The following is a 25,005-nucleotide window of genomic DNA, read 5'->3' on the forward strand; positions in this document are numbered from 1 at the left end:
GCGCCGTCGCGGTCAGGGTTGGCCGGCGAGGATGGCGCTGGCCAGGTCGGCGTCGCTGGCCTTGGCCAGTGCCGGGTTGCCGCTGCGCATCTGCAGCAGCGCGGCTTCCAGGTAGGGCCCGCGAATGGCGCCGTCGGTGGCGATGAAGCTGGCGGCGTCGTCCTGGGCCGGGCCGACCAGTTTGTGGTCGTCGCGGCTGGTCAGGTAGGTCGAGGCGGTGGTGGCGCCGGAGGTCAGGACCGTGCGCCAGAAGTCGTTGTCTTCGGCCATGGCGGAGGCCAGCGGGAGCAGGGTGAGGGCGATGACGGCGGGGATGCAGCGGCGACGCATGGTAACTCCTTGGTTGAATGCGTCTGTCAGAGCGTTCGGCGCCGCCCGAGTTCCCGTCCGCCGTCGGAAGATTCACTCGCGCTTGAGCGTCGGATCGTCCGGGTTCTGCTGCTCCAGCTCCGCCAGCAGCATCTGCACCTTCTGCATCTGCCCGGTTTCGCGCAGGTAGTCGATCAGCGTCAGCCGCGCCGCGCGGTTGGCCGGGTGGCGTTGCAGCAGCGCTTCCAGCTCGTGGGCGGCGGCGTCGGCTTCGCCGCCGTCGTGCAGGGCGATGGCCAGCACGTAGCGGAACTGGTCGTCGTCCGGGGCCAGCCGCACCGCTTCGCGCAGTTCCTTGAGCGCCGCCGCGCGCTCGCCCTGGCGTACCAGGGCGAGGCCGTTGACGTGGTGCAGCAGGCCGGCGGCCGGATGCTGGCGCAGGGCGTCGTCGAGCAACTGGCGGGCCTCGGCCGGGCGGCCGTTGGCTTCCAGCCACTGGATCAGCGTCACGCTGGCCGGCAGGAAGTCCGGGTTGCGTGCGATGGCCGCCCGCAGCGCGGGCTCCATCTGCGCCTCCCGGCCGCTGCGCTGGTAGAGCATGGCGAGGTTGAGGTTGGCCTCGGCGCGTTCGGCCAGGCTCTTCTGTACGGCCTCGTACTCGCGCAGCCCTTGGTCCAGCGCCGCGTCCAGGCCGGGGCGCGCCTGCGGCGGCAGCTGCGCCAGCTGCCAGGCGGCGGCGATGCGCACGGCGCGGATCGGATCGGTCAGCAGCGGCGCCAGCCACTGCGCCTGTTGCCGGGGTCCGGCCAGCGGCGCGAGGGCGTCGATGGCGGCGTTGCGCACCAGCGGGTCGCTGTCCTTCAGGCCCAGCACCACCAGCTCCAGCGAGCGCGGGCTGGGGTAGTCGGGCAGTTCGGCGAGCAGCGTGGCGCGGCGGATCGCCGGCAGCTCGGGCGAGGCCAGCAGCAGGTGCAGCGCGCGGGAGGCGCCGGGCCTGCCGCCACGGGCTTTCCACAGGGTGTCGTCGTAGCGCGGCGTGGGATTGCCGGAGGCGTTCGGCCTGGCCGGCTGTTCGCTGGCGTACCACTGGCGGAACTGCGCGGCGATCTGCTTGGCCGGGGTGTCCTTGTGGCAGGCCCGGCAGGCGTCGGGCGCGCCGATGCGCCGGGCGTGCGCGGGGTCGGGCAGGCTGAAGCCGTGGTCGTGGCGGTAGTCGTTGACCATGTAGTAGCGGCCCGGCATGTGGCAGGCCGTGCACTGCGCGCCGGGGCTGCCGGGCTCGTGGTGATGGTGTTCGGGCGAGTCGTAGTTCTTCGCCTTAAGGCCCTTGCCGTCGATCTGCGGGCGCAGCGGCTTGCCGGCGGTGTTGTGGCATTGCAGGCAGACGCCATTGCCCGGCGCCGCCAGCTCGCCGCTGTGCGGGTTGTGGCAGTCGGTGCACTGCACGCCCTTGGCGAACATCTTGCTCTGGGTGAAGGAGCCCCACTCGAAGACTTCGTCCTTGATCTTGCCGTCGATCTCGTAGAGCTCGCGGGTCAGGGTGCTGGGCAGGTAGTCGTCCATGAAGCGGTGCGTGTTCTGGTAGCCGTCGCCCAGCGGCGCGCGGCGGGCGTGGCAGCGCGCGCAGGTTTCCACCACGGTGCTCTGGCTGGCGTTCGTGAGCGGCGCCTCGAAGCCCTTGCCTGCGCTGCGGTCCGGATTCTGCGCCCATTCCAGGTGCTTCGACGCCGGCCCGTGGCAGGCCTGGCAGCCGACGCCGAGGCTGTTCCAGTGGCTGGCGAAGCTGTCGGTTTGGGCGTCGTAGTTGCGCTTGAAGCCGGTGGTATGGCACTCGATGCACATGAAGTTGGCGTTCTGCGCGGGACGGGTCCAGTGCAACTCATCCTTGAAGTCGACGCGCTGTCCGGGCATCAGCTGGAACCAGCGGTTCTTGCGGCTATCCCAGGCGACGCCGAGGGCCAGCAGGCGGCCGCCCGGGTACTCCAGAAGGTATTGCTGCAAAGGCTCGAAGCCGAAGGTGTAGGCCACCCTGAAGTCCGCCGGCTTGCCGTCGGCGCCGGGGGTGTTGACCCAGTATTCGTCGCCCTTGCGGAAGAAGCGTGTGCTCTCGACCTCGCCCGTGAAGGTGACGTCGGCGAAGTCACCGAGCATGTTGCCCGGGCTGGCCGGCTTCATCGCCTGTTGGTGATGGGAGCGCTGCCAGTCCCGGGTCTGCGCCTGGTGGCAGCCCTGGCATTGCTGTTCATCGACCAGCGTGGGAGCGGCTGCGGGTATGGCCGTGGGCTTCGCCGAAGGCGGCGCGGGGAGGCTGGCGCTGTCCTGCTGCCCCCACCACCAGAGGCCGGCGAGCACCGCCAGAAGAACCCCGGCGCCAGCCGCCAGCCAGCCACGGCGAGGGCGCGACGACGAGCGGGGAACAGGTGTTTTCGGCTGGGACATGCGACTTCCGTTGTTCGTCTGACGGCTCCAGGAACCGCCGCAGCTTCAGCGAGGGGCGCCGGGCTGTCAACGACAAGCCGCGTGCCGGCGAGTCCCGTCCCGCCCGGCGAGAGAGCGGGACTTGTCGGTCAGGGCTGGCGAATCTCGGCGACCCGCGCGCTGTCGACCTTCACCTCCGGGTTGCCGAACTGCGCGGTGAGGTAGTTGACCAGGGCGGCGATCTGCTCGTCGTTGAGCGTTCCGGCGAAGCCGGGCATGAACACCTCCTCGTCGCCGACCTTGCGCCGCACGCCGCCGAGCACCACCTGCACCAGGTTGTCCGGCTGCAGGGCGCCGACCGCGCTGTTCTTCGTCAGCATCGGGTAGTAGCCGTCCTTCACCCCGTCGCCGGTCCAGGAATGGCAGCTGGCGCAGTTGCCCAGGTAGAGGCGGGCACCGTCGTCGGCTTTCTGCCCGGCGAAGTCCTGGCCGCGCAGGGCGATCACGTCCTCGGCCGGCTTGCCCCACTGGAAGCGCGCCTTGCGCTCGCCGTCGCTGACCGCCGGGACGCTGCGCAGGTAGCTGGCGATGGCCTGCAGGTCGGCCTCGGTGAGGTACTGGAAGCTGTGCTCGACCGCCTCGCCCATGGGGCCGGCGGCCTGGGCCTTGCCCGGCGCGCGGCCGCTCCTGAGGTACTGGACGATCTCCGCGTCGCTCCAGCCGCCGATGCCGCTGTGGGTATCCGGGGTGATGTTGAAGGCGTACCAGCCGCCCAGCGCGGCGCCGGCGAGGAAGCCGGTGCTGCGCTCGTCCAGGGCCTTTTCCTGGAAGGCGAAGCCGCGCGGGGTGTGGCAGGTGCCGCAGTGGCCGAGACCCTGGACCAGGTAGGCGCCGCGGTTCCAGGCGGCGCTCTGCTTCGGGTTGGGCTGGTAGACCGCGTCGTCGTGGAACAGCAGGTTCCAGATCGCCAGGGGCCAGCGCGCGTCCAGCGGCCAAGCGATGTCCGAGTCCCGGTTGGGCTGCGCCTCGGCCTGCACGCCGCCGTTGAGGAACCAGGCGTAGAGCGCCTTCATGTCGTCGTCGTCGATCTTCGCGTAGGCGGTGTAGGGCATCGCCGGGTAGAGGCGGGTGCCGCCCTTGGCCACGCCTTCGCGCAGGGCGCGGGCGAAGTCCTCGTAGCTGTAGCTGCCGATGCCGGTCTTCGGGTCGGGGGTGATGTTGGTGGAGTACACCGCGCCCAGCGGCGTGGCCAGCGGCAGGCCGCCGGCGAAGGGCTTGCCGCCCGGCGCGGTATGGCAGGCCGCGCAGTCGCCGGCGCGGGCCAGGTATTCGCCGCGCTGCAGCAGTTCCTGCGGCGCCGGGTCCAGCGCCTTGGCGGCGAGGGCCGAGAGCGGCGCGGCGAGCAGGACGAGAAGGGTCAGGCGTTTCATCTTCAGGCCTCCCGCTTCAGCTGGTCGGCCAGGCGCAGGGCCAGGGCGGCGATGGTCAGGGTGCAGTTCACCGAGCCGACGGTGGGCATCACGGCGCTGCCGGCGATGAACAGGTTGGGGTGGTCGTGGCTGCGGCACTGGCCGTCCACCACCGAGTCCTTCGGGTCGGCGCCCATCAGGGTGGTGCCGGTGATGTGGTTGTTGTTGGCGAAGGTGTCCTCGAACACCACTTCGCTGCCGCCCAGCAGCTTCGCCGCGTGGGTGTAGACCTCGCGGGTGTGCGCCGCGCTCCTGAGCACGTAGTCGTCCATCGCGTAGGTGAATTCCGGCTTGGGGATGCCCACCGCGTCGCGCTCGCTGGCGCTGGGGACGATGCGGTTCTCCGGGTGCGGGAGGATTTCGTGGAAGCTGTCGAAGCGCACGAAGCGCGCGGCGCGGTCGCGGATCTGCGCCTCCAGCTCGCGGCCCAGCAGCAGCGGGCCCTTGCGGATCAGCTCGGCGGCCACCTGGTCGGTGCGCGAGAGGTTCGACAGGTGGATCTTCTTCGACGCGTAGTCGCTGCGGAACGCGCCGTCGCGGAAGCCCACCATCGAGGTCATCTCCTGCGGCCCGCGGCCCGGCCAGAGTTTCTCGCTGGCGTAGAACTGCACGGCGGTGCCGGGGTGGTCCATCAGGTTGCGGCCGACCATGTCCGAGCTGTTGCCGACCCCGGACATCAGCATCAGCTTGGGCGTCTCGATGCCGTTGGCGGCGAGGATGAAGGTCCCGCCCTCGACCCGGTGCTCGTTGCCCTGCGGGTCCTTGTACAGCGCGGCGCTGATCTTGCCGCCGTCGCCTTTCTCCAGCCGGAACACCACGGCGTTCTCCACCAGCCGGGCGCCGGCGCCTTCGGCCTTCTCGACGTGGACGATGCCGTTGTACATGGCGCCGATCGGGCAGATCGGCATGCAGTTGTTGTTGCCGCAGCAGGTCGGCCGTTCGTCGTAGGGGCGGCTGTTGCGCGCCACCGGTTCGGTGACCACGCGGTAGCCGTTGGCGTTGAGCAGGGTCTTGATGCGCTGCTCGTTCCACGACAGCGGCAGGGGCGGCATGGGGTAGGGCTGGCTGCGCGGGGAATCGAGTTCCTCGTCGCCCGGGCCCCAGACGCCCAGCTCCTCCTCGGCGCGCTGGTACCAGGGTTCGAGCTCGGCGTAGTCGATGGGCCAGTCGCGGCCCACGCCGTAGAGGCTGAGCAGCCTGAAGTCGTTGGGCAGGAAGCGCCAGGCGGAGGCTGCCCAGTGCCAGGTGGTGCCGCCGACCACGCGCAGGTACTGCACGTCGTAGGGATGCGTGCCCTTCTGGATCAGGTAGTGGTTGTCCGGGTGGAACTGCGGGTGCGGCGCGTGCGGGCTTGCGGGGTAGGGCGCCTGGAAGTCGGACTTGTCCGGCTGGTTGCGGAAGCGTTCGACGATCTCCCAGCGCGCCATGCGCGGTCCGGCTTCGAGGATCAGCACATCCTTGCCGGCCAGCGCCAGCTGATGGGCCACCAGCGCCCCGGCGACGCCGGAGCCGACCACCACGAAATCCGCGCGTTGTGTCTCGGCCATGGTCACACCTCCCGCTCGGCCGGCTGGGCCGCCCAGAAGCCCGGCTTGTTCGGGCAGTAGCTGCGGATCACCAGCACGTCGTCCACCGCCTTGAACATCAGCGCCTGCTCGTAGGTGACGAGGGTGGCGTCGCCGGCATCGCCGATCTGCCCCAGGTACCAGCCGCCGAGGATCTGCCGGGCCAGCCACTGCTGGCGCTCGCTCCAGCCGGCCGGCGCATCGGCCAGGTGCGCCTGCAGCTCGGCGAGGCTCTGCCGGAGCGCGGTGTCGCGCTGCGCCAGGGCCTGGAACAGGCGCTGGCCGATGCGCGGGTCGAGGTTGCTGCGCCCGGTCAGGCGCTGGGACAGGGTCATGAAGCCGGCCAGTTCCGCCTCGGCCTGTGGCGTCAGCGCGGCCCAGGTGCGGGCGGCGGGGCTGAGCAGCACGCCGCCGAGCGCCGCGCCGGCGCAGGCCACTGCCAGCAGGCGGCGGCGGGAAAGGGGAAAGGCGGGCAGTTGCGCGTCGGACATGCTGACCTCTCTGGCGCCGGGCAAGGGTTGCGGCGCGTGCGTCCTACTTGGGATGGCCACCGGGCCGCCCGGACTGGCGAGAGCGGGCCGTGCCCCTTAGTATTGCCGCTTGTTCAGATTCTGCGTCGGCGGACCGACCCGCCGGCGGCCACTTGCAAGCCGCGCCGCAGAGCCTCACCGGATAGAACGGCACCGATGAAACAGTACCTCGACCTCATGCGCCACGTGCGCGAACACGGCACCTTCAAGAGCGACCGCACCGGCACCGGCACCTACAGCGTGTTCGGCCACCAGATGCGCTTCGACCTGGCCGCGGGCTTCCCGCTGGTCACCACCAAGAAGTGCCACCTGAAATCGATCGTTCACGAGCTGCTGTGGTTCCTCAAGGGCTCGACCAACATCGCCTACCTGAAGGAACACGGCGTCTCCATCTGGGACGAGTGGGCCGACGAGAACGGCGACCTCGGCCCGGTCTACGGCTACCAGTGGCGCTCCTGGCCGGCGCCGGACGGCCGCCACATCGACCAGATCGCCAACCTGATGGCGATGCTCAGGAGCAACCCGGACTCGCGCCGCCTGATCGTCTCCGCCTGGAATCCCGCGCTGATCGACGAGATGGCCCTGCCGCCGTGCCACGCGCTGTTCCAGTTCTACGTCGCCGACGGCAAGCTCAGCTGCCAGCTGTACCAGCGCTCGGCCGACATCTTCCTCGGCGTGCCCTTCAACATCGCCAGCTACGCGCTGCTGACCCTGATGGTCGCGCAGGTGGCGGGCCTCGAGCCGGGCGAGTTCATCTGGACCGGCGGCGACTGCCACCTGTACGCCAACCACCTGGAACAGACCGACCTGCAGCTGACCCGCCAGCCGCTGCCGCTGCCGACCATGAAGCTCAACCCCGCGGTGAAGGATCTGTTCGACTTCCGCTTCGAGGACTTCGAGCTGGTCGGCTACGAATCCCACCCGCATATCAAGGCGCCGGTCGCCGTCTGACCCCGCGTCGTCCGCAGGCGATCTCCCGTTCGCCTGCGGACGCATCTGAACGGCGTGATTAGATCGTTCGCAGCCAGAAGGCTGCGCCATGCTTTTCGACGCCATTCATTCGCTCATCGGACCACAGCGCCTCCAGGCGCCGCATGCTCTCGGTGCAGTAATAGAGGTAGACCAGGGGCAGCTCTATCCGCAGGTTCTTCATCCCGCCGAGCAAGTAGCAGCACAGCAGGTACTGCTCGTTATAGAAGCGATCGCTCCATTCGTTCGGGTAGTCGAACGGCAGGTAGATATCGTGGATTCCCACTGTTACGCCCGGCTTCAGCGTGGGAAGAATCTCGGTAAAGAATACGGTCACATCCGAGTTTTGGAATGAGCGGTGGCTGTTGTCGATGAAGAACAGGTCCCCCGCTTCCAGCAGTGAAAAGTAACCGGGGTCGAGTTCTTCCAGGGGCGAGCGGATGACCTTGCTGCAGATGGTGTCGATTTCCGCGCGGGGGCTCGGGTCGATGGAGATTATCTCGGTCGGAAGCTGATGGTCGTCGATGGCTTTGCGGACGAACTTCGTCGAGTTTCCCGAGCCGATCTCGATGTAATGCCTGGGCTTGTTCATGGCGGTGTAGCCATAGAGGGACAGGGCGTCCGCACCCGGCAGCCAGCCGTTCAGCCAGTTTGGAATGGTTGGGGATGTGCAATCGGGGTGGATGGGAATCCGTGTCAGCCATTCCTTCAGTTCAAGGAATCCATCCAGTGTTTCTTCCAGCCTTGCCCTGTTCTCCGCGTAATAACGGTCGAGGAAGTTTCTGATTGACGAAGTTGCAAGGCTGTCGCGTCGCTTGGGTGTGTATTTCGAGTAATCGCTTATGACGATATTGTTGTTCATGGCTTTTCCTTTATTGAATTAAGAAGTGCGGCGGCTGGTCATTGGAAGTTGATAATGGCGAATTATCTAGACTGTCTTTGGATGTTCTGGAGGCTTGGCTAATAACTTGTCGTTCGCGGATGATTTTATGGTTCCGCCTTATAGGAAGTTTCCCTTTTCTTCCTGCGATAATTTTGGAAGTTATTTATGTTCGTCTGTCATGTTCATGCGCACGATTGCCGGACACCACGGGCTTTTCCGTGCGCCCGAAAACGACCGGTTCAATTCCGCGTGACGCTGTCTTCATCATTCATCTGGTGAATAAGTATTTCGCTTGGCGGAATGGCTTCTCGCTGCATTGCTATGCTCCCCCGGCTGGCCGCCGACCCGCGGCCTACGGAGTTTCCGCAGTACAACGACAAGACCGGGGACCGTCATGCAGCCTTTCAGCTTCGCCACCACCGCGCAGATCCTCTGCGAGAGTGGCTCTGCCGCCCGCCTGGGCGGGCTCTGCCGCGAGCGCGGCGCCCAGCGCGTGCTCATCGTCACCGACCCTGGCATCACCCGGCTGAACATGCTCGACGGCGTGCTGCCCGGCTTCGCGGCGGCCGGCGTGGCGGTGGAAGTCTTCGACCAGGTGCTGGCCGACCCGCCGGAGCGCGTGGTGCTGGCTGCCGCCGAGCAGGCGCGGGCGATGGCCGCGCAACTGGTGGTCGGCTTCGGTGGCGGCAGTTCGATGGACGTCGCCAAGCTGGTGGCGCTGCTGGCGCACCCGCTGGCGAGCCAGGGGCTCAGGGACGTCTTCGGCGTCGGCAACGCGCGCGGCCCGCGCCTGCCGCTGCTGCAGGTACCGACCACCGCCGGCACCGGCTCGGAAGTGACGCCGATCGCCATCGTCACCACCGGCGAGACCACCAAGATGGGCGTGGTCAGCCCGCATCTGCTGCCGGACCTGGCCCTGCTCGACGCCGACCTCACCCTCGGCCTGCCGCCGGCGGTCACCGCCGCCACCGGCATCGACGCCATGGTCCACGCCATCGAGGCCTATACCAGCAAGCTGAAGAAGAACCCGCTGTCCGACCTGCTGGCCCGCGAGGCGCTGCGCCTGCTGGCGCTGAGCCTCGACGAGGCGGTGCACAACGGCGGCAACCGCGAGGCGCGCCAGGCCATGCTGCTGGGCGCCTGCCTGGCCGGGCAGGCCTTCGCCAACGCCCCGGTGGCCGCCGTGCACGCGCTGGCCTATCCGCTGGGCGGGCACTTCCACATTCCCCACGGCCTGAGCAATGCGCTGGTGCTGCCGGAGGTGATCCGCTTCAATGCGCCCAGCGCCGGCGCGCTCTACGCCGAACTGGCGCCGCTGCTGCTGGGCCAGCGCCTGCGCGCCGATGGCGACCGCACCGGGCAGTTCATCGCCGAACTGGCCGACCTCAGCCCGCGCAGCGGCCTGCCCTCGCGCCTGCGCGACGCCGGCGTGCCGGAAGGCAGCCTGCCGCGCCTGGCCGCCGACGCCATGCTGCAGCAGCGCCTGCTGGTGAATAATCCCCGCGAGGTCAGCGAAGCCGACGCGCTGGCCATCTACCGAGCCGCCTATTGAGAGAGCGATGAGCGAACAGCACCCGAGCCGCGCCGACTACGCGCACTTCCAGCCGATCACCACCCGCTGGCACGACAACGACATCTATGGCCACGTGAACAACGTGACCTACTACGGCTTCTTCGATACGGCGGTGAACACTTACCTGATCGAGCGCGGCGGCCTGGATATCCAGGGCGGCGAGGTGGTGGGCTTCGTGGTCAGCTCCAGCTGCGACTACTTCGCCCCGGTGGCCTTCCCCGAGCGCATCGAGGTCGGCCTGCGGGTCGGCAAGCTGGGCAACAGCTCGGTGCAGTACGAGCTGGCGGTGTTCCGCGCGGGCGAGGAGCTGGCCTGCGCGGCGGGGCGGTTCGTGCACGTCTTCGTCGACCGCGCGAGCAACAGTCCGGTGCCGATCCCCGCGCCACTGCGCGAGGCGATGGAAGTGCTGGTGCGGGGCTGAGGCCGGGCTTCCGCGGGAGCGGCTGGCAATCGGCGCCGGGTACCGGGCCTGAAATGAAAAAGCCCGCCGGAAGGCGGGCTCTTGCGTTCAGCACGGCATCAGTCGCGATGCTTGTGTTTGTGCTTGTAATGACCCTTGTGATAGCCGTTGTCGTGGTGGCCGCCACCGTTGTCGTCATCGTCGTCATTGTTGTTGTCGGCCACGTGGTTGCCCAGCGCGCCGCCCGCGGCACCGCCCAGGCCCGCGCCGATCAGGCCGCCGGTGGAGCCGCCGACCTTGTTGCCGATCACCGAGCCGCCAGCAGCGCCCAGGCCGCCGCCGATGGCCGCCTCGGTCTTGTTGCCGTTCTTCGCGCCCATCGCGCCGCCAGCCGCGCCGCCGACGCCCGCGCCGATGGCTGCGCCGGTGGAGCCGCCCAGGGCGCCGCCGACCACGTTGCCCAAGGCGCCGCCTACACCGCTGCCGATGGCAGCCTTGGTGTCATCGGCCATGGCGTGGGAGGCCAGCAGGCTGAGGGCCAGTACAGAGAGAGTCTTACGCATCTTGCGAACCTGAATGTAGGAAAGGGTTGGGGAAGTTGTCCCGCACACAAAACAGCCGGGCAATCATGCCCGGCTGTCGTCATCGTTTCCGTGGACTGATCGCGGTTTGATACTACGCAGGTCAGTCCCAGCCGCGACGGTGATGCCTGTGCTTGTACCAGCCACGGTGACGGCCATTGTCGTGCCAGTCGCGATCGTAGTAGCGGGCGCGGCGGTAGCCGTGATGGTAGTCGTCATCGTCGTCGCGGTTGCTGTCGGCATAGTGGTTGCCCAGTGCGCCGCCTGCGCCGCCGCCCAGGGCCGCGCCGATCAGGCCACCGGTGGTGCCGCCCATCTGGTTGCCGATCACCTGGCCGCCGGCTGCGCCCAGGCCACCGCCGATGGCGGCTTCCGTCCTGTTACCGTGGCGGGCACCGACCGCACCACCGGCCGCACCGCCGATACCACTACCGATGGCGGCGCCGGTGCTGCCGCCGATCGATTGGCCGACGACCGAACCCAATACCCCGCCCAGGGCGCCACCGACGCCGGCACGGGTGTCGCCGTCCGCGTAGGCGGTGCCACCGACCAGCGCAAGAGACAACAGGAGCATCGAGGAGTACTTCATAGAGAGCATCTCTCTGTGTGGATGTTGGATGCGATCCTGTGTGCGTGCGAAGGCTCTGACAAGGCACTTCCGACGAATAACACGACTTTCATCAAATAATGCAAGTATATGATTTAAGGTCAGAACTTTTTCGATTTTGCGCGGTCTGAGCGTTATTCCAGGGTTCTGTTTTGTGCGTGTTTCCAGCGCAAAGTGCCATTGCAATGATGGCTTTTCACACATTACCCAGCGACTCCACCGAGTTTACCTTTCAGCCCTTTCCCATGTGATGTGCTTTTGGCGGATTTTTCGCCGGGCGTATTTCGTGCGCGCGTGGAAATGCCGTACGCCGAGGCGCTTTCGTAGGAGCGGATCTTATCCGCGATCCGGCCGCCAGGCCGGCCCTGGGTCATCGCGGACGGAGTCCGCTTCCTACGAGATCAAACGCCCCCTGGCCCCTTGCAGGCGCGCGCCGTGCGCGCGATTCGCGGACAAGGTCCGCTCCTGCAGGGGAGGGAGCCTCAGACGATGCGCAGGCCCGGCCGGGACTTTTCGAGGCGGATGGCGACGAACTTCGAGGTCGGCGTGTGGCTGCCCACGCCGTGGCTTTCCAGCGGCACCAGCGGGTTGGTTTCCGGGTAGTAGGCCGCCGCCTGGCCGGCGGGGACGTCGTAGGCCAGCAGGGTGAAGCCGCTGACCCGGCGCTCCACGCCGTCCGCCCAGAGCGACAGCAAGTCCACCTTCTCCCCCGGTTCGAAGCCCAGGCGGCGGATGTCCGCCTCGTTGGCGAACACCACCTCGCGCTGGCCGCGCACGCCGCGGTAGCGGTCGTCCAGGCCGTAGATGGTGGTGTTGTACTGGTCGTGGGAGCGCAGCGTCTGCAGGATCAGGTGCGGCTCCTGGCCGGTCCTGCGGACCTGCTCGTGCACCAGGTCCGCCGGCAGCGGCTGGCTGTGGAAGTTGGCCTTGCCGCTGGCGGTGTTCCAGCGCCGCGCGCCGGCGGCGTTGCCCAGGTGGAAGCCGCCCGGCTGCGCCACGCGGCGGTTGAAGTCGGCGAAGCCGGGGATGGTGTCGGCGATCAGCTCGCGGATGCGGTCGTAGTGGCCGATCAGCGCGTCCCAGTCGACCGGGTGGTTGCCCAGGGTGGCCTTGGCGATGCCGGCGATGATCGCAGGCTCGGAGCGCATCTGCTTCGACGACGGCTCCAGCTGGCCGAAGGAGGCGTGGATCATGCTGAAGGAGTCTTCTACCGTCACCGCCTGCGGGCCGTCGGCCTGGCGGTCGATGTCGGTGCGGCCCAGGCACGGCAGGATCAGCGCGTCGCCGCCGACGGTGAGGTGGCTGCGGTTGAGCTTGGTGCTGATCTGCACGGTCAGCGCGCAATTGCGCAAGGATTGATGAGTGCGCGGGCTGTCCGGTGTGGCCTGGGCGAAGTTGCCGCCCAGGCCGATGAAGACCCTGGCCTCGCCCTTGAGCATGGCGTTGATCGCCTCGACCGTGTTGTGGCCGTTCGCGCGCGGCACCGTGAAGCCGAAGCGCCGCTCGATGGCGTCGAGCAGCGCCGCCGGCGGGCGCTCGTTGATGCCCATGGTGCGGTCGCCCTGCACGTTGCTGTGGCCGCGCACCGGGCACAGGCCGGCGCCGGGGCGGCCGAGGTTGCCGCGCAGCAGTTGCAGGTTGACCAGTTCCTGGATGGTCGGCACCGAGTGGTGGTGCTGGGTGATGCCCATGGCCCAGCAGACGATCACCCGCTCGGCGCGGCGGTACATCAGCGCGGCCTGCTCGATCTCGTCGAGGCCGAGGCCCGACTGCTGCACGATGTGCTCCCAGGCGGTGGCGTCCAGCTCGGCCAGATAGGCGTCGACGCCCTGGGTGTGCTCGGCGATGAATGCATGGTCGAACACCGCCGGCTCGCCCTTGGCCCGGGCCTCGCGCTCCCACTGCAGGAGGAACTTGGCGATGCCGCGCACGGCGGCCATGTCGCCGCCCAGCGCCGGACGGAAGAACGCGGTGTTGAGCGGCTCGGAGCCGTTGGTGAGCATCTCCAGCGCGTGCTGCGGATGCTGGAAACGTTCCAGGCCGCGCTCCTTCAGCGGGTTGAAGGCGACCACCTGGGCGCCGCGCTTCACCGCCTCGCGCAGCGGTTCGAGCATGCGCGGGTGGTTGGTGCCGGGGTTCTGGCCGAACACGAAGATCGCGTCGGCGTGCTCGAAGTCGGCGAAGGTCACCGTGCCCTTGCCGACCCCGACGCTTTCCCCCAGCGCCACGCCGCTGGCCTCGTGGCACATGTTCGAGCAGTCGGGGAAGTTGTTGGTGCCGAAGGCGCGGACGAACAGCTGGTAGAGGAAGGCGGCTTCGTTGCTGGCCCGGCCGGAGGTGTAGAACTCGGCCTGGTCGGGGCTCTGCAGCGTGTTCAGGTGCCGGGCGACGAGGGCGAAGGCGTCGTCCCAGGCGATCGGCAGGTAGCGGTCGGTGGCCGGGTCGTAGCGCATCGGCTCGGTCAGGCGGCCCTGGTATTCGAGCCAGTAGTCGCTCTGCTCGCGCAGGGAGCTGACGCTGTGGCGGGCGAAGAAGCGGGCGTCCACGCGGCGCTTGGTGGCTTCCCAGTTCACCGCCTTGGCGCCGTTCTCGCAGAACTTCACCCGGCCGTCTTCGGGGGAGTCGCCCCAGGCGCAGCCGGGGCAGTCGAAGCCGCCGCGCTGGTTGGTCTTGAGCAGCGCGCGCAGGTTCTTCAGGGGTTGTTTGCTGTCCAGCCAGAAGCGCGTGACGCTGATCAGCGCGCCCCAGCCGGCGGCCGGGCCCTTGTACGGCTGGTAGAGGGGTTTTTCCTGTTGCAGGCTCATGGGGAACTCTTTCGGGGGACGACGTGCGGCGCCTTTTCAGACGGCTTGCGGTGCCGGGCTGTAGACCCGGGGGGCGCTGCGATGGGGCAGGTGGATCAGGTTCAGGTTGTGCCCGCGGGCCCACTGCACGCTGAGCGCGGTGGGCGCGGACAGGCTGACCAGGGTCGGCAGGCCGGCGCGCACGGCCTTGTGGATCAGCTCCAGGCTGCAGCGGCTGGTGACCACGGCGAAGCCGTCGCGCAGCTCCAGGCGCTGGCGCTTGAGGGCGCCGACCAGCTTGTCGAGGGCGTTGTGGCGGCCGATGTCCTCGCGGCACAGGCGGATCTCGCCGTGGCCGTCGACGAACAGCGCGGCATGCAGCGCGCCGCTGCGGCGGGCGATTTCCTGGGCGGCATCGACCCGTTCGCGCAGGCCCTTCAGATGCGCGGCGGGCGGCAGCGGGGCGGCCGGCAGCAGCGGCAGTTCCGGCAGCGCCTGGTCCAGCGCCTCGACGCCGCACAGGCCGCAGCCGGTGCTGCCGGCCAGTTGCCGGCGCTGCCGCTTGAGCGCCCAGAAGGCGCGGCTGCTGACCTGCACGTCGGCGGCGATGGCGTCGCCGTGGGGTGTCAGGCGGATTTCATAGATGTCGTCGATGGAATCGATGAAGCCGGCGCCGAGACTGAAGCCGTGGACGAAATCTTCCAGGTCGTTCGGCGAAACCATCATCACCGCCTGGCTGAGGCCGTTGTAGGCGATGGCCAGGGCGATCTCGCCGGCCAGCGGGGCGCGGCCGGCGCTGTTGTCCGGAGTGAGTTCGGCATAGGCGTAGTCGTCGGCGGGGGCGACGGCGGCCCGGACCTCGGCGGGGGCCGGGCGGGCGATCAGGCAAGGCATGGGCTGAGCCCTGTGGTTCTAGTAATAAAGCCAGACTAGGCCGATGCCGGGGGAGCGTCTAATGGGTAGTTTCGATACCGCGATCGATGCTGTCTATCACGCTGCCGGAGAATCGCCCAGCAAGGCGGCCGCTTCGCGGAAGCAGGCCTCGGCCAGCGCCGAGCGCGGCTCGCCGCGGCGGATGATCAAGCCCAGCGGGGAGAGGGTGCGGGCGTCCTCTATCGGGGTGAGGACGAAGTGCTCGCCCTGGGCGTCCAGCCCGCTGCCCAGCGGCATGATCGCGCAGCACAGGCCGCGCTCCACGGCCTGCACCAGCTGGTGCACGGCATCGGTTTCCAGGCGCGGCTGGGGCGTCAGGCCACGGCTGCGGAAGCCGTGGTCGATGGACTGGCGGAAGTGCATGCCGGTCGAGAGCAGGCCCAGGGGCAGGTCCGCCAGCGCGTCCCAGCCCAGGCTCGGGCCGTCGATCCGGAAATGCCGGCGGTCGTGCAGCAGGCCCATGCGCGTGGCGGCCAGCTCCAGGCCTTCGAAGTGCTCGCGGTCGATGCGGTCGAGGTAGGACAGGCCGAGGTCCAGCTGATTGCGCGCGAGGCCTTCGAGGATGTTCTCCGAGCTCAGCGCGTAGAGCTGGAAGCGCAGTTCCGGGTGGCGCTGGGCGAACAGTTCGATCAGCCGCATGGGGTCGAAGCCCGCCAGCGGCACCAGCCCCAGGCGCAGGGTGCCGACCAGCTGCCCGCGGCAGGCGGCGGCCTCGGCGTACAGGCCGTCGTGGGCCGCCAGCAGGCTGCGCGCCCAGGCCAGCACGCGCTCGCCGGCCTCGGTGAAGCCCTCGAAGCGCTGGCCGCGGCGCACCAGTTCCAGGCCCAGCTCTTCCTCCAGGCTGCGCAGGCGCATCGACAGGGTCGGCTGGGTGACATGGCAGCGCGTCGCCGCCCGGCCGAAGTGCCGCGTCTCGTCGAGGGCGCAGAGGAACTTGAGCTGTTTGATGTCCATCGGCGGATGGCTCCGGAAAGCGGCGTTCTGTCGGGTGGAGGCCGGGGCGGGATCGATCCTGCGGGCGTTGTCGGCCTTGCCGGCTAGACTCCTTGCGCGCGGTCCGGCCAATGCCGGCCGCCTGTCACTGTAACCGTAGGGAGATTGGAAATGGGCATTTTCGCGTTCGTGAAGGAAGCCGGCGAGAAACTCTGGGAGAGCATCGTGGGCCAGGAGGCGCAGGCCGCCGAGTCGCTCAAGGAGCACATCGCCAAGGTCGGCCTGGGCAACCCGAACATCCAGGTCAGCGTCGAGGGCGACAAGGTGATCGCCACGGGCGAAGTGGCCAGCCAGGAGGAGAAGGAGAAGATTCTGCTCGCCCTGGGCAACGTCGCGGGGGTTTCCGGCGTCGAGGACCACATCAGCGTGGCCACGCCGGCGCCGGAGGCGCGTTTCGTCACGGTGAAGAAGGGCGACACCCTCAGCGCCATCGCCAAGGCCGAGTACGGCAACGCCAACGCCTACATGAAGATCTTCGAGGCGAACAAGCCGATGCTCAGCCACCCGGACAAGATCTATCCCGGCCAGGTGCTGCGGATTCCGGCGTAACGCCCGCGAGCCCGGCCCAGCGCCGGGCTCGTGTTTTCGATGAGCGGGAATCAGAGCCCTTCGATCAGCGTCCGGTAGTCGTCCTGGGCGGCGAATTCCTCGGTGTCCTTCGGTGCGCCGCGGCTGTCCGGCTGGCGCACCGCCAGCAGCTGGGCGATGCCGAACTGCCGCGCCGCGCGCAGGATCGGCAGGCTGTCGTCGATGAACAGGGTGCGCGCCGGGTCGAAGCCGAGCTCGGCGTGCAGCGCCTGCCAGAACTGCGGGTCTTCCTTGGGGTAGCCGTAGTCGTGGGAGCTGATCAGGCGGTCGAACCAGGGCGCGAGCTCGACCCGCTCCAGCTTCAGCGACAGCGAATCGCGGTGGGCGTTGGTGATCAGCACCGCGCGCTTGCCGTGCAGGCGCAGCGCGGCGAGGAACAGGTCGGCGTCCGGGCGCAGGGCGATGAGGTGGGCGACCTCGCGCTTGAGGTCGCGGACCGACAGGTTCAGCTCGCGGCTCCAGAAATCCAGGCAGTACCAGTTGAGCTGGCCGGCATGCTCGCGGAACAGCGGCAGCAGTTCGGCGTCGGCCTGCGCGCGGCTGATGCCGTGGTGCCCGGCGTAGCGCTGCGGCAGGTGTTCGAGCCAGAAGTGGTTGTCGAAGTGCAGGTCGAGCAGGGTGCCGTCCATGTCGAGCAGGACGGTATCGATGGCTGACCAGGGCAGGCTTGGCATGGTGGACTCGGCAGCAGGTGTCGCAGTTGCGTCGCGGATCGGCAGGCTTGGCGCAACATCCAACACGGACAATCGGAAAAGGCGGGTTATCATAGCCGACCCGGCCACCCCCAGGAGTCGCCCCATGCGTCAGAAACCCACGGTGCTCGCCCGCGAGATCGTCGCCAAAAGCCGGCTGTTCGCCGTCGAAGAGCTGCAATTGCGCTTCTCCAACGGCGTGGAGCGTACCTACGAGCGCCTGGTGGGCAAGGGCCAGGGCTATGGCGCGGTGATGGTGGTCGCGATGCTCGACGCCGAGCATGTGGTCCTGGTCGAGGAATACTGCGCCGGGGTCGACGAATACCTGCTGTCGCTGCCCAAGGGCCTGGTGGAGCCGGGCGAGGACATCCTCGCCGCCGCCGACCGCGAGCTCAAGGAGGAAGCCGGTTTCGGCGCCCATGAGCTCGAGCACATCACCGAGCTGTCGCTGTCGCCCGGCTACATGAGCCAGCGCATCCAGGTGGTGCTGGCGCGCAAGCTCTATCCCGAAAGCCTGCCCGGCGACGAGCCGGAGCCGATGCGGGTGGACAAGATCAGCCTGCGCGAGCTCTCCAGCCTCGCCCAGCACGCCCAGTTCAGCGAAGGCCGTGCCCTGGCCGCGCTCTATCTGGTGCGCGACCTGCTGACCCAACGAGGGGAATACCAGCCGTGAAACATGCCTTCCTTCCCGCCGTGATCGACCTGGTGCAACAGGCCGGCGAGGTGATCCTGCCGTTCTGGCGCGGCGAGCTGAGCATCGAGCGCAAGGCCGACGAGTCGCCGGTGACCGCCGCCGACCTGGCCGCCCACCGCCTGCTGGCCGACGGCCTGCGCGCGCTGGCGCCGGAGGTGCCGGTGCTGTCGGAGGAGGACTGCGAGATCCCGCTGGAGCAGCGTGCCCAGTGGACGCGCTGGTGGCTGGTGGACCCGCTGGACGGCACCAAGGAGTTCATCGCCGGCAGCGAGGAGTTCACCGTCAACGTCGCGCTGATCGAGCGCGGCCGCGTGGTCTTCGGCGTGGTCGGGGTGCCCGCCAGCGGCCGCTGCTACTACGGCGGCAGCGGACTCGGGGCGTGGCGCGAGGAGCGCGCGGGTGATTCGCGGGAAATCAGTGTGCGGGTCAGCCCGGGCGAAGCCTTTACCGTGGTGGCCAGCAAGCGCCATTCCAGCCCCGCCCAGGAGCGCCTGCTGGCCGGCCTGGCGGAGCGTTTCGGCGACCTGGAGCTGGCCAATATCGGCAGCTCGCTGAAGTTCTGCCTGCTGGCCGAAGGCTCGGCGGACTGCTATCCGCGCCTGGCGCCCACCTCGCAGTGGGATACCGCCGCGGCCCAGGGCGTGCTGGAAGGCGCCGGCGGCGAAATGCTCGACCTGCGTGGCCAGACCTTCACCTATGAGGCCCGCGAGACCTTCCTCAACCCGTCGTTCCTCGCCCTGCCGCAGGCCGCGGAGTGGCGCGAGGAGCTGATCCAGCTGGCGCGGGCGCTGGACTGAAGCCGCGTCCACGCACCACGGCATCCCCGTAGGAGCGGACTCCGTCCGCGATGCTCTTGCGCTGGGGCCATCGCGGACGGAGTCCGCTCCTGCAAGAGCACCCCGCCCAGGCTCCCGTAGGAGCGGACCTTGTCCGCGATGGCCTCGGGGTGCCGGCGCGATTCGCGGATAAGATCCGCTCCTGCAAGGGCGGATCGCCCCTCGGCCTTTCCAAGGCATTTGCTTTTTTCGATGTTCCCGCGCATTAACTAGGCGTCCCTTTCGCTCCTACAGAAATCTCCTGCGTAGTGATCCATGCCTGAATTACCCGAAGTCGAAACCACCCGCCGGGGCATCGCGCCCTACCTCGAAGGCCAGCGCGTCAGCCGCGTGATCGTCCGTGAGCGGCGCCTGCGCTGGCCGATTCCGGAGGACCTCGACGTGCGCCTTTCCGGGCAGCGCATCCTGCAGGTGGAGCGGCGCGCCAAGTACCTGCTGCTCAACGCCGAGGCCGGCACGCTGATCAGCCACCTGGGCATGTCGGGCAGCCTGCGCCTGGTCGAATGCGGGCTGCCGGCGGCGCGCCACGAGCACGTGGACATCGAGCTGGAGTCGGGCATGGCGCTGCGCTACACCGATCCCCGGCGCTTCGGCGCGCTGCTCTGGAGCCTGGCGCCGCTGGAGCACGAGCTGCTGCGCCACCTCGGGCCGGAGCCGCTGACCGATGCCTTCGAGGGCGAGCGGCTGTTCCAGATGTCCCGCGGCCGCAGCATGGCGGTGAAGCCGTTCATCATGGACAACGCGGTGGTGGTCGGCGTGGGCAACATCTACGCCACCGAGGCGCTGTTCGCCGCCGGCATCGATCCGCGCCGCGAGGCCGGCTCCATTTCCCGCGCCCGCTACCTGAAGCTGGCGCAGGAGATCAAGCGCATCCTGGCGATCGCCATCGAGCGCGGCGGCACCACGCTGCGCGATTTCGTCGGCGGCGACGGCCAGCCCGGTTACTTCCAGCAGGAGCTGTTCGTCTACGGCCGTGGGGGCGAGTTCTGCAAGGTCTGTGGCTCGACCCTGCGCGAGGTGCGCCTCGGCCAGCGCGCCAGCGTCTACTGTCCACGCTGCCAACGTTGACCGGCGCCGCCGCCGCTAACCTGTCGCACCCCGACCCATAACAACAATGGCCCCTCGCGAAGGGGCCGCCAGGTGATCCATGTCCGGCAATTATCTGCCCCGCAATCCGCTGGCCGAGGCGCTCGGCCACGCCATGCTGCGCCTCGCGGGCTGGCGCATCGAGGGCGCGCTGCCCGCCCTCGACAAGTTCGTGGTGATCGGCGCCCACCACACCTCCAACTGGGACTTCGTGCTGTTTCTCGCGGCCAGGTTCGTGCTGCGCCTGAATGCGCGCTGGTTCGGCAAGCACACGATCTTCCGCGCGCCGTTCGGTGGCCTGCTGCGCCGCTGGGGCGGCATCCCGATCCAGCGCCACCTCAAGCTCAATACCGTGGAGCAGGCGGTGCAGGCCTTCCGCGACAGCCGCGAGATGATGCTGATCCTCTCGCCGGAGGGCACGCGCAGGAAGGTCGAGCGCTGGAAGATGGGCTTCTACCACATCGCCCGTGGCGCGGGCGTGCCCATCGTGCTGGCGGCGCTGGATTACCCGGGGCGGCGCATCGTCATCGGCGAGCCGTTCTGGCCGACGGGGGACGAGGCGGGAGATCTGCGGCGGATGCTGGCTTTCTACCAGCCGTTCGTACCGAAAAAGCCCGAATATGCTTTCCTCGGCGATTGAAGGCTGTCACGCGACAAGTCGGGGAGCACTGATATAGTTACTGGCAGTCTGCCTGCCAACTACATCAAAAAGGACTTCCCTCCATGAACCTGTTCCGCACCACCGCCGCTGTCCTGGCTCTGACCTGTGGGCTGTCGGCGATGCCGGCCGTCGCTGATGAAGTGGTGGCCTCCAGCGCCGGCGCCGACCCGATCTACAGCGTCGAGGCCCCGCCGGCCTACGCGATGATGGGTGACCTGATCTTCGCCCGTCCGCTGCTGATCGCCGCCACCGTGGTGGGCGCCGCGGCATTCGTGGTGACCCTGCCGTTCAGCGCGCTGGGTGGCAACGTCAAGGAAGCCGGCGAGGCGCTGGTCGTCGAGCCGGGCAAGTCCGCCTTCGTACGCTGCCTGGGTTGCACCCGGAGCGGCTACAAGCAGGACTGACCGGGTGGCCGCCACCGGGCCCAGCGGATGCATCGCCGGCGATGCGTTGAATCCGGCAGGTGACGCATGGACTCGACCCGGCTGAAGACGCATCTGCGTCCCGCGCTCCTGCTGCTGGTTGCAGCGGGGCTCGGTTATGCCTTCTGGTCCAGTGCCGGCCTGCTGCAACTGGGCGCGGGGCTGGCGCTCTTCCTGTTCGGCATGCAGTGCCTGGAAGAGGGCCTGCGCGATCTGGCCGGCAGCCAGCTGGAGCGCTGGCTGGAGCGCAGCACCGCGACCCGCGGCAAGAGCCTGCTGTTCGGCCTGTGCGGCACCTTCCTGCTGCAATCTTCCACGCTGGTTTCGCTGCTCACCATCGCCTTCATCAGCACCGGGCTGATCCAGCTGGCCGGCGGCATCGCCATCCTCTTCGGCGCCAACCTCGGCGCCACCAGCGGCATCTGGCTGCTCGCCCTGGCCGGGCAGAATCTCAGCCTCAGCCCGCTGGCGCTGCCGCTGCTGGTGTTCGGCGTGCTGCTGGGCTTCAACGGCGACAAGAGCAAGGCGGCCGGGCGCATCCTGCTGGGCATCGCCTTCATCTTCCTGGGCATCGACCAGATCAAGGACGGCTTCTCCAGCTTCGGCGACGCGATGGACGTGAGCGAGCTGCGCTCCGACGGCATGCTCGGCGCGCTGCTGTTCGTCATCTTCGGCATGCTGATCACCGTGGTGCTGCAATCCAGCCACGCCACCCTGATGCTCACCCTCGCGGCCCTGGCCGGCGGCCAGCTCGCGCTGGGCCAGAGCCTGGCGATCGCCATCGGCTCCAACGTCGGCAGCAGCGTCACCACGGGCTTCGTCGGCTCCCTGGGCGGCAACCGCAGCGGCCAGCGGCTGGCGCTGGCGCACGTGCTGTTCAACGTGGTCACCGCCGTGCTGGCGTTCCTCCTGCTCGCGCCCCTGACCTGGCTGGTGCATGTGCTGGTGACGCCCGTGGGACTGGCCGACAACCCGATGATCCAGCTGGCGCTGTTCCATACGCTGTTCAACGGCATGGGCGTGGTGGTGTTCTGGCCGCTGCAGGGCCGGCTGGCGACGCTGCTGACGCGCTGGCTGCCGGAGGTGGAGGAGCCGCCGGTGCTGATCACCGACACGGCCCCGGCCCAGCCCAGCATCGAGCGCACCCACGCGCGCTACCTCAACGAACTGGCGCTGGATTCCGCCGACGCCGCCGCCAGCGCGGTGCTGCTGGAGTTGCGCCACCTCGGCCGGCTGAGCATCGAGGTGATCTGCCACGCGCTGTACCTGCCGGTGGAGATGCTCAGCCAGCCGCGCATCGACGAAAGCCTGCTGCGGGCCGCGCCGGACCAGGATGCGGTGGGCGCGGAAGTCCTCTACCAGCGGCACATCAAGGGCGTCTACGGCGACCTGCTGAGCTTCATGGGCCGGCTGGACCTGACGCTGGACGAGGAGCACCAGCGCTTCTGGCTGTCCTGCCAGGTGGTGGCGCTGCAACTGGTGGACGCGGTGAAGGACGCCAAGCACCTGCAGAAGAACCTCGGCCAGGCGCTGCACGGCGGGCCTTCGGCCACGCGCGAGGCCTATGTGGGGCTGCGCCGGCACCTGCTCGGCATGCTGCGGGAAGTGCGGGCGCTGGGCGCGCTGATCGGCGGCGCGCTGCCGGAAGAGGCGCTGGCCGCGCGGCTGCAACTGCTCGACGACAGCGCCGCCGAGTTCGACGCGGCGTTCCGCCACGGGCTGTTCGCCGCCGTGCGCCGGCAGGAGCTGGACGGCCTGCAGACCAGCTCGCTGATGAACGACCTGGGCTATGTCAGCCGCATCATCCAGAGCCTGCGCAACGTGCTGCAGCTGGGCACCGAGCACGGCCTGTTCGAGGCGTACGAGGACGACGCGGCGGAGCCCGCCCGGTCCTGATCAGCGCAGCGGCGCCGCCAGCTCGGTGGCCAGGCCGATGCCGCGCGGATCGCTGGCCGACTGCACCTCGCCGGACTTCTTGTTCCACAGCAGCACCTGCTGGTTGCCGTAGGCGCGGCCGACGTCCTTGAGCGTATAGCCGCGGCGGTTCAGCTCGGCCATTTCGCTGCCGCTGAAGGCACGCGGTTCATGCTCGATCACGTCCGGCAGGTACTGGTGGTGATAGCGCGGGGAGGCGACCCAGCGCTGGACCGGCTTGCCGTCCAGGTAATCGAGCATCGCCAGCAGCACCATGCTGGGAATCCGGCTGCCGCCAGGGGTCCCGAAGGCCGCCATCTCCGTGGGACTCTCGATGAAGCTCGGGCTCATGCTCGACAGCGGGCGCTTGCCGGAGGCGACGGCGTTGGCCTGGCTGCCGGTCAGCGCGTAGGCGTTGGCGCCGCCGACGTCGGTGGCGAAGTCGTCCATCTCGTCGTTGAGCAGCACGCCGGTGCCGGGCACGGTGAAGGCCGCGCCGAACGGCAGGTTGACCGAGAGGGTCGCGGCCACCGCGTTGCCGTCCGCGTCCATGACCACGAAGTGGGTGGTGTGATCGCCCTCGCGCCAGGCGGGCGCGCCGGGCAGCGCCGAGCTGGGGGTGGCGCGCCGCGGGTCGATGCCGCCGGCCAGCCGCTTGAGGTAGTCGGGGGCGAGCAGTTGCGCAACGGGATTGGCCACGCGGTCGGGATCGCCCAGCAGGCCGCGGTCGCGGTAGGCGCGGCGCAGCACCTCCACCACGTAATGCGCGCGCTGCACCGGCTCGGCCTTCTGCCACGGCAGTTGCTGCAGCATGCCCAGGCTCTGGGCCAGGGCGATGCCGCCGGCGGAGGGCGGCGGCGCGCTGATCAGCTCGCGCCCGTTCTCCAGCGGGAAGCGCAGCGGCTGGCGCTCGACGGTGCGGTAGCCGGCCAGGTCCGCCAGGCTCCAGACGCCGCCGGCGGCGCGCACGCCCTGCACCAGTTGCTCGGCGGTCTCGCCCTCGTAGAAACCGATGCGCCCGTAGCGCGCCAGGCGCTCCAGGGTGCGCGCCAGGTCCGGCTGGCGCAGCAGGCTCCATTCCTCGGGCAGGTTGCCCTGGTCGAGGAAGATGCGCGCGGTTTCGCGGTCCTTGCGCATGGCATCCAGGCGCCAGGCGACGCGGTCGATGTAGATGCGGTCGACGGACACGCCGTCGGTGGCCAGGCGGATCGCCGGCACCAGGTTGTTGGCCAGGGTCTTCCGGCCGTAGCGGCTGGTGATGTCCGCCAGCGCGGCGGGCAGGCCGGGGATGCCGGCGGCCAGCGCGCCGTTGAGCGACAGTTGCGGGTCGACCCTGCCGTTGCGTTCGTACATCCGCGCGTGGGCGGCCAGCGGGGCGCGTTCGCGGGCGTCGATGAAGCGGTAGGTCGGCGGGTTGCCGGCCTGGCGCAGGAGGAAGAAGCCGCCGCCGCCCAGGCCCGAGCTGTAGGGTTCGGCCACCGCCAGCGCGGCGCTGATGGCCACGGCGGCGTCGAAGGCGTTACCGCCGTCGGCGAGGGTTTCCAGGCCGGCCACGGTGGCGGCCGGATGGGCGGTGGCGACGCTGGCCTGCGCCGGGTGTTCCGCGGCGTGCAGGGCGGCGCTGAGCAGCAGGAGGCTGCAGAAGCCGAGCAGGGAGGCGCGGGAGCGGAAATTCAACAGGGACATGGCATCTCACGAACCGCCGGCTGCACCGGCTGGAAAAACCTGATGGGGCGAAGGTAGGAGGATAGACAATCCCGTCGCCCAGAGGTTGGTGAGAGCTCGATGAAAAATGTCGAAACGCGCGGGATCAGGCCTTGCCGGTGATCTTCAGGTACTTCTGCATCAGCTGGTCCTTGCTCTCGACGTTGCCGTCGTCGAGCGGGATGCAGTCGACCGGGCAGACCTGCTGGCACTGCGGTTCGTCGTAGTGGCCGACGCACTCGGTGCACAGGTTCGGGTCGATGACGTAGATCTCCTCGCCCTGGGAGATCGCGCCGTTGGGGCACTCGGGTTCGCAGACGTCGCAGTTGATGCAGTCGTCAGTGATTTTCAGGGACATCGAACAACTCCAACCATGGAAGGAACCATGGCGATCG

The 25,005-nt window shown here is 68.8% G+C and carries 24 protein-coding genes; 10 read left to right on the forward strand and 14 right to left on the reverse strand.

The window, feature by feature from the left end; translation table 11 throughout:
• Positions 1–12 precede the first annotated feature (12 nt).
• The 5 genes from AC3B6A_RS01750 to AC3B6A_RS01770 form a co-directional block, all read right to left on the reverse strand.
• Entirely contained in the window at positions 13–330 is a 318-nt protein-coding gene (locus tag AC3B6A_RS01750; protein ID WP_488400615.1) for a DUF2388 domain-containing protein, read from the reverse strand.
• A gap of 72 nt (positions 331–402) precedes the next feature.
• Positions 403–2,748 carry a tetratricopeptide repeat protein gene (locus AC3B6A_RS01755; protein WP_488400616.1) on the reverse strand — a complete coding sequence of 782 codons (2,346 nt, stop codon included), beginning with the start codon at positions 2,746–2,748 and terminating at the stop codon, positions 403–405.
• Positions 2,749–2,876: 128 nt separating this feature from the next.
• Positions 2,877–4,157 (reverse strand): cytochrome c, encoded by a 1,281-nt coding sequence (locus AC3B6A_RS01760; protein ID WP_488400617.1) that lies wholly within the window; start codon positions 4,155–4,157, stop codon positions 2,877–2,879.
• A gap of 2 nt (positions 4,158–4,159) precedes the next feature.
• Positions 4,160–5,743: a GMC family oxidoreductase gene (locus AC3B6A_RS01765; RefSeq protein WP_488400619.1), complete on the reverse strand. Its 1,584-nt coding sequence runs from the start codon at positions 5,741–5,743 to the stop codon at positions 4,160–4,162.
• A 2-nt stretch (positions 5,744–5,745) separates the two neighbouring features.
• The gene (locus AC3B6A_RS01770; protein ID WP_488400620.1) at positions 5,746–6,252 is read right to left on the reverse strand and encodes a sugar dehydrogenase complex small subunit; all 507 of its coding nucleotides are present in this window, start codon (positions 6,250–6,252) and stop codon (positions 5,746–5,748) included.
• 195 nt (positions 6,253–6,447) lie between these two features.
• On the opposite strand from AC3B6A_RS01770, the gene AC3B6A_RS01775 reads away from it, so the two are divergent.
• The gene (locus tag AC3B6A_RS01775; protein ID WP_488400621.1) at positions 6,448–7,242 is read left to right on the forward strand and encodes a thymidylate synthase; all 795 of its coding nucleotides are present in this window, start codon (positions 6,448–6,450) and stop codon (positions 7,240–7,242) included.
• 58 nt (positions 7,243–7,300) lie between these two features.
• Here AC3B6A_RS01775 and AC3B6A_RS01780 read toward each other — a convergent pair whose 3' ends face one another.
• The gene (locus tag AC3B6A_RS01780; RefSeq protein WP_488400622.1) at positions 7,301–8,122 is read right to left on the reverse strand and encodes a class I SAM-dependent methyltransferase; all 822 of its coding nucleotides are present in this window, start codon (positions 8,120–8,122) and stop codon (positions 7,301–7,303) included.
• A gap of 415 nt (positions 8,123–8,537) precedes the next feature.
• On the opposite strand from AC3B6A_RS01780, the gene AC3B6A_RS01785 reads away from it, so the two are divergent.
• Together AC3B6A_RS01785 and AC3B6A_RS01790 are read left to right on the forward strand one after the other, a co-directional pair.
• Positions 8,538–9,695: an iron-containing alcohol dehydrogenase gene (locus tag AC3B6A_RS01785; RefSeq protein WP_488400623.1), complete on the forward strand. Its 1,158-nt coding sequence runs from the start codon at positions 8,538–8,540 to the stop codon at positions 9,693–9,695.
• A gap of 7 nt (positions 9,696–9,702) precedes the next feature.
• Positions 9,703–10,137 (forward strand): acyl-CoA thioesterase, encoded by a 435-nt coding sequence (locus tag AC3B6A_RS01790; RefSeq protein ID WP_488400624.1) that lies wholly within the window; start codon positions 9,703–9,705, stop codon positions 10,135–10,137.
• Positions 10,138–10,235: 98 nt separating this feature from the next.
• Here AC3B6A_RS01790 and AC3B6A_RS01795 read toward each other — a convergent pair whose 3' ends face one another.
• From AC3B6A_RS01795 to AC3B6A_RS01815, 5 genes are all read right to left on the reverse strand, one after another.
• Positions 10,236–10,679 carry a glycine zipper domain-containing protein gene (locus AC3B6A_RS01795; protein ID WP_488400625.1) on the reverse strand — a complete coding sequence of 148 codons (444 nt, stop codon included), beginning with the start codon at positions 10,677–10,679 and terminating at the stop codon, positions 10,236–10,238.
• A gap of 121 nt (positions 10,680–10,800) precedes the next feature.
• Positions 10,801–11,286: a YMGG-like glycine zipper-containing protein gene (locus tag AC3B6A_RS01800; RefSeq protein WP_488400626.1), complete on the reverse strand. Its 486-nt coding sequence runs from the start codon at positions 11,284–11,286 to the stop codon at positions 10,801–10,803.
• A 500-nt stretch (positions 11,287–11,786) separates the two neighbouring features.
• On the reverse strand, positions 11,787–14,108 hold the full coding sequence (locus AC3B6A_RS01805) for an FdhF/YdeP family oxidoreductase (protein WP_488400628.1): 2,322 nt from the start codon (positions 14,106–14,108) through the stop codon (positions 11,787–11,789).
• Between the two features lie 36 nt (positions 14,109–14,144).
• On the reverse strand, positions 14,145–14,981 hold the full coding sequence (gene fdhD / locus AC3B6A_RS01810; RefSeq protein WP_488400629.1) for a formate dehydrogenase accessory sulfurtransferase FdhD: 837 nt from the start codon (positions 14,979–14,981) through the stop codon (positions 14,145–14,147).
• A 96-nt stretch (positions 14,982–15,077) separates the two neighbouring features.
• Positions 15,078–15,974, reverse strand: a complete 897-nt coding sequence (locus AC3B6A_RS01815; protein WP_488400630.1) for a LysR family transcriptional regulator — start codon at positions 15,972–15,974, stop codon at positions 15,078–15,080.
• A gap of 150 nt (positions 15,975–16,124) precedes the next feature.
• On the opposite strand from AC3B6A_RS01815, the gene lysM reads away from it, so the two are divergent.
• Positions 16,125–16,562 (forward strand): peptidoglycan-binding protein LysM, encoded by a 438-nt coding sequence (lysM, locus tag AC3B6A_RS01820; protein ID WP_488400631.1) that lies wholly within the window; start codon positions 16,125–16,127, stop codon positions 16,560–16,562.
• Between the two features lie 50 nt (positions 16,563–16,612).
• Here lysM and yrfG read toward each other — a convergent pair whose 3' ends face one another.
• The gene (gene yrfG / locus AC3B6A_RS01825) at positions 16,613–17,275 is read right to left on the reverse strand and encodes a GMP/IMP nucleotidase (RefSeq protein ID WP_488400633.1); all 663 of its coding nucleotides are present in this window, start codon (positions 17,273–17,275) and stop codon (positions 16,613–16,615) included.
• A 124-nt stretch (positions 17,276–17,399) separates the two neighbouring features.
• On the opposite strand from yrfG, the gene nudE reads away from it, so the two are divergent.
• The 6 genes from nudE (at position 17,400) to AC3B6A_RS01855 (ending at position 22,888) form a co-directional block, all read left to right on the forward strand.
• Positions 17,400–17,966 (forward strand): ADP compounds hydrolase NudE, encoded by a 567-nt coding sequence (gene nudE / locus AC3B6A_RS01830; RefSeq protein WP_488400634.1) that lies wholly within the window; start codon positions 17,400–17,402, stop codon positions 17,964–17,966.
• Entirely contained in the window at positions 17,963–18,784 is an 822-nt protein-coding gene (gene cysQ, locus AC3B6A_RS01835; RefSeq protein ID WP_488400635.1) for a 3'(2'),5'-bisphosphate nucleotidase CysQ, read from the forward strand. The genes nudE and cysQ overlap by 4 nt, the downstream gene beginning before the upstream one ends.
• Positions 18,785–19,078: 294 nt before the next feature.
• The gene (gene mutM / locus AC3B6A_RS01840; RefSeq protein WP_488400636.1) at positions 19,079–19,891 is read left to right on the forward strand and encodes a bifunctional DNA-formamidopyrimidine glycosylase/DNA-(apurinic or apyrimidinic site) lyase; all 813 of its coding nucleotides are present in this window, start codon (positions 19,079–19,081) and stop codon (positions 19,889–19,891) included.
• Positions 19,892–19,970: 79 nt separating this feature from the next.
• Complete coding sequence (locus AC3B6A_RS01845) at positions 19,971–20,549, forward strand: lysophospholipid acyltransferase family protein (protein WP_488400637.1); 579 nt, start codon at positions 19,971–19,973, stop codon at positions 20,547–20,549.
• An 83-nt stretch (positions 20,550–20,632) separates the two neighbouring features.
• A complete protein-coding gene (locus tag AC3B6A_RS01850; protein ID WP_488400639.1) occupies positions 20,633–20,974 on the forward strand; it encodes a multidrug transporter in 342 nt (113 codons plus the stop codon).
• A 66-nt stretch (positions 20,975–21,040) separates the two neighbouring features.
• Positions 21,041–22,888: a Na/Pi cotransporter family protein gene (locus AC3B6A_RS01855; protein WP_488400641.1), complete on the forward strand. Its 1,848-nt coding sequence runs from the start codon at positions 21,041–21,043 to the stop codon at positions 22,886–22,888.
• On the opposite strand, the gene AC3B6A_RS01860 is transcribed toward AC3B6A_RS01855, so the two are convergent.
• Complete coding sequence (locus AC3B6A_RS01860) at positions 22,889–24,592, reverse strand: gamma-glutamyltransferase family protein (RefSeq protein WP_488400642.1); 1,704 nt, start codon at positions 24,590–24,592, stop codon at positions 22,889–22,891.
• 124 nt (positions 24,593–24,716) lie between these two features.
• On the reverse strand, positions 24,717–24,968 hold the full coding sequence (locus tag AC3B6A_RS01865) for a YfhL family 4Fe-4S dicluster ferredoxin (RefSeq protein ID WP_488400643.1): 252 nt from the start codon (positions 24,966–24,968) through the stop codon (positions 24,717–24,719).
• Positions 24,969–25,005: the final 37 nt, after the last annotated feature.

It is taken from the genome of Pseudomonas sp. B12(2026) (assembly GCF_057767015.1).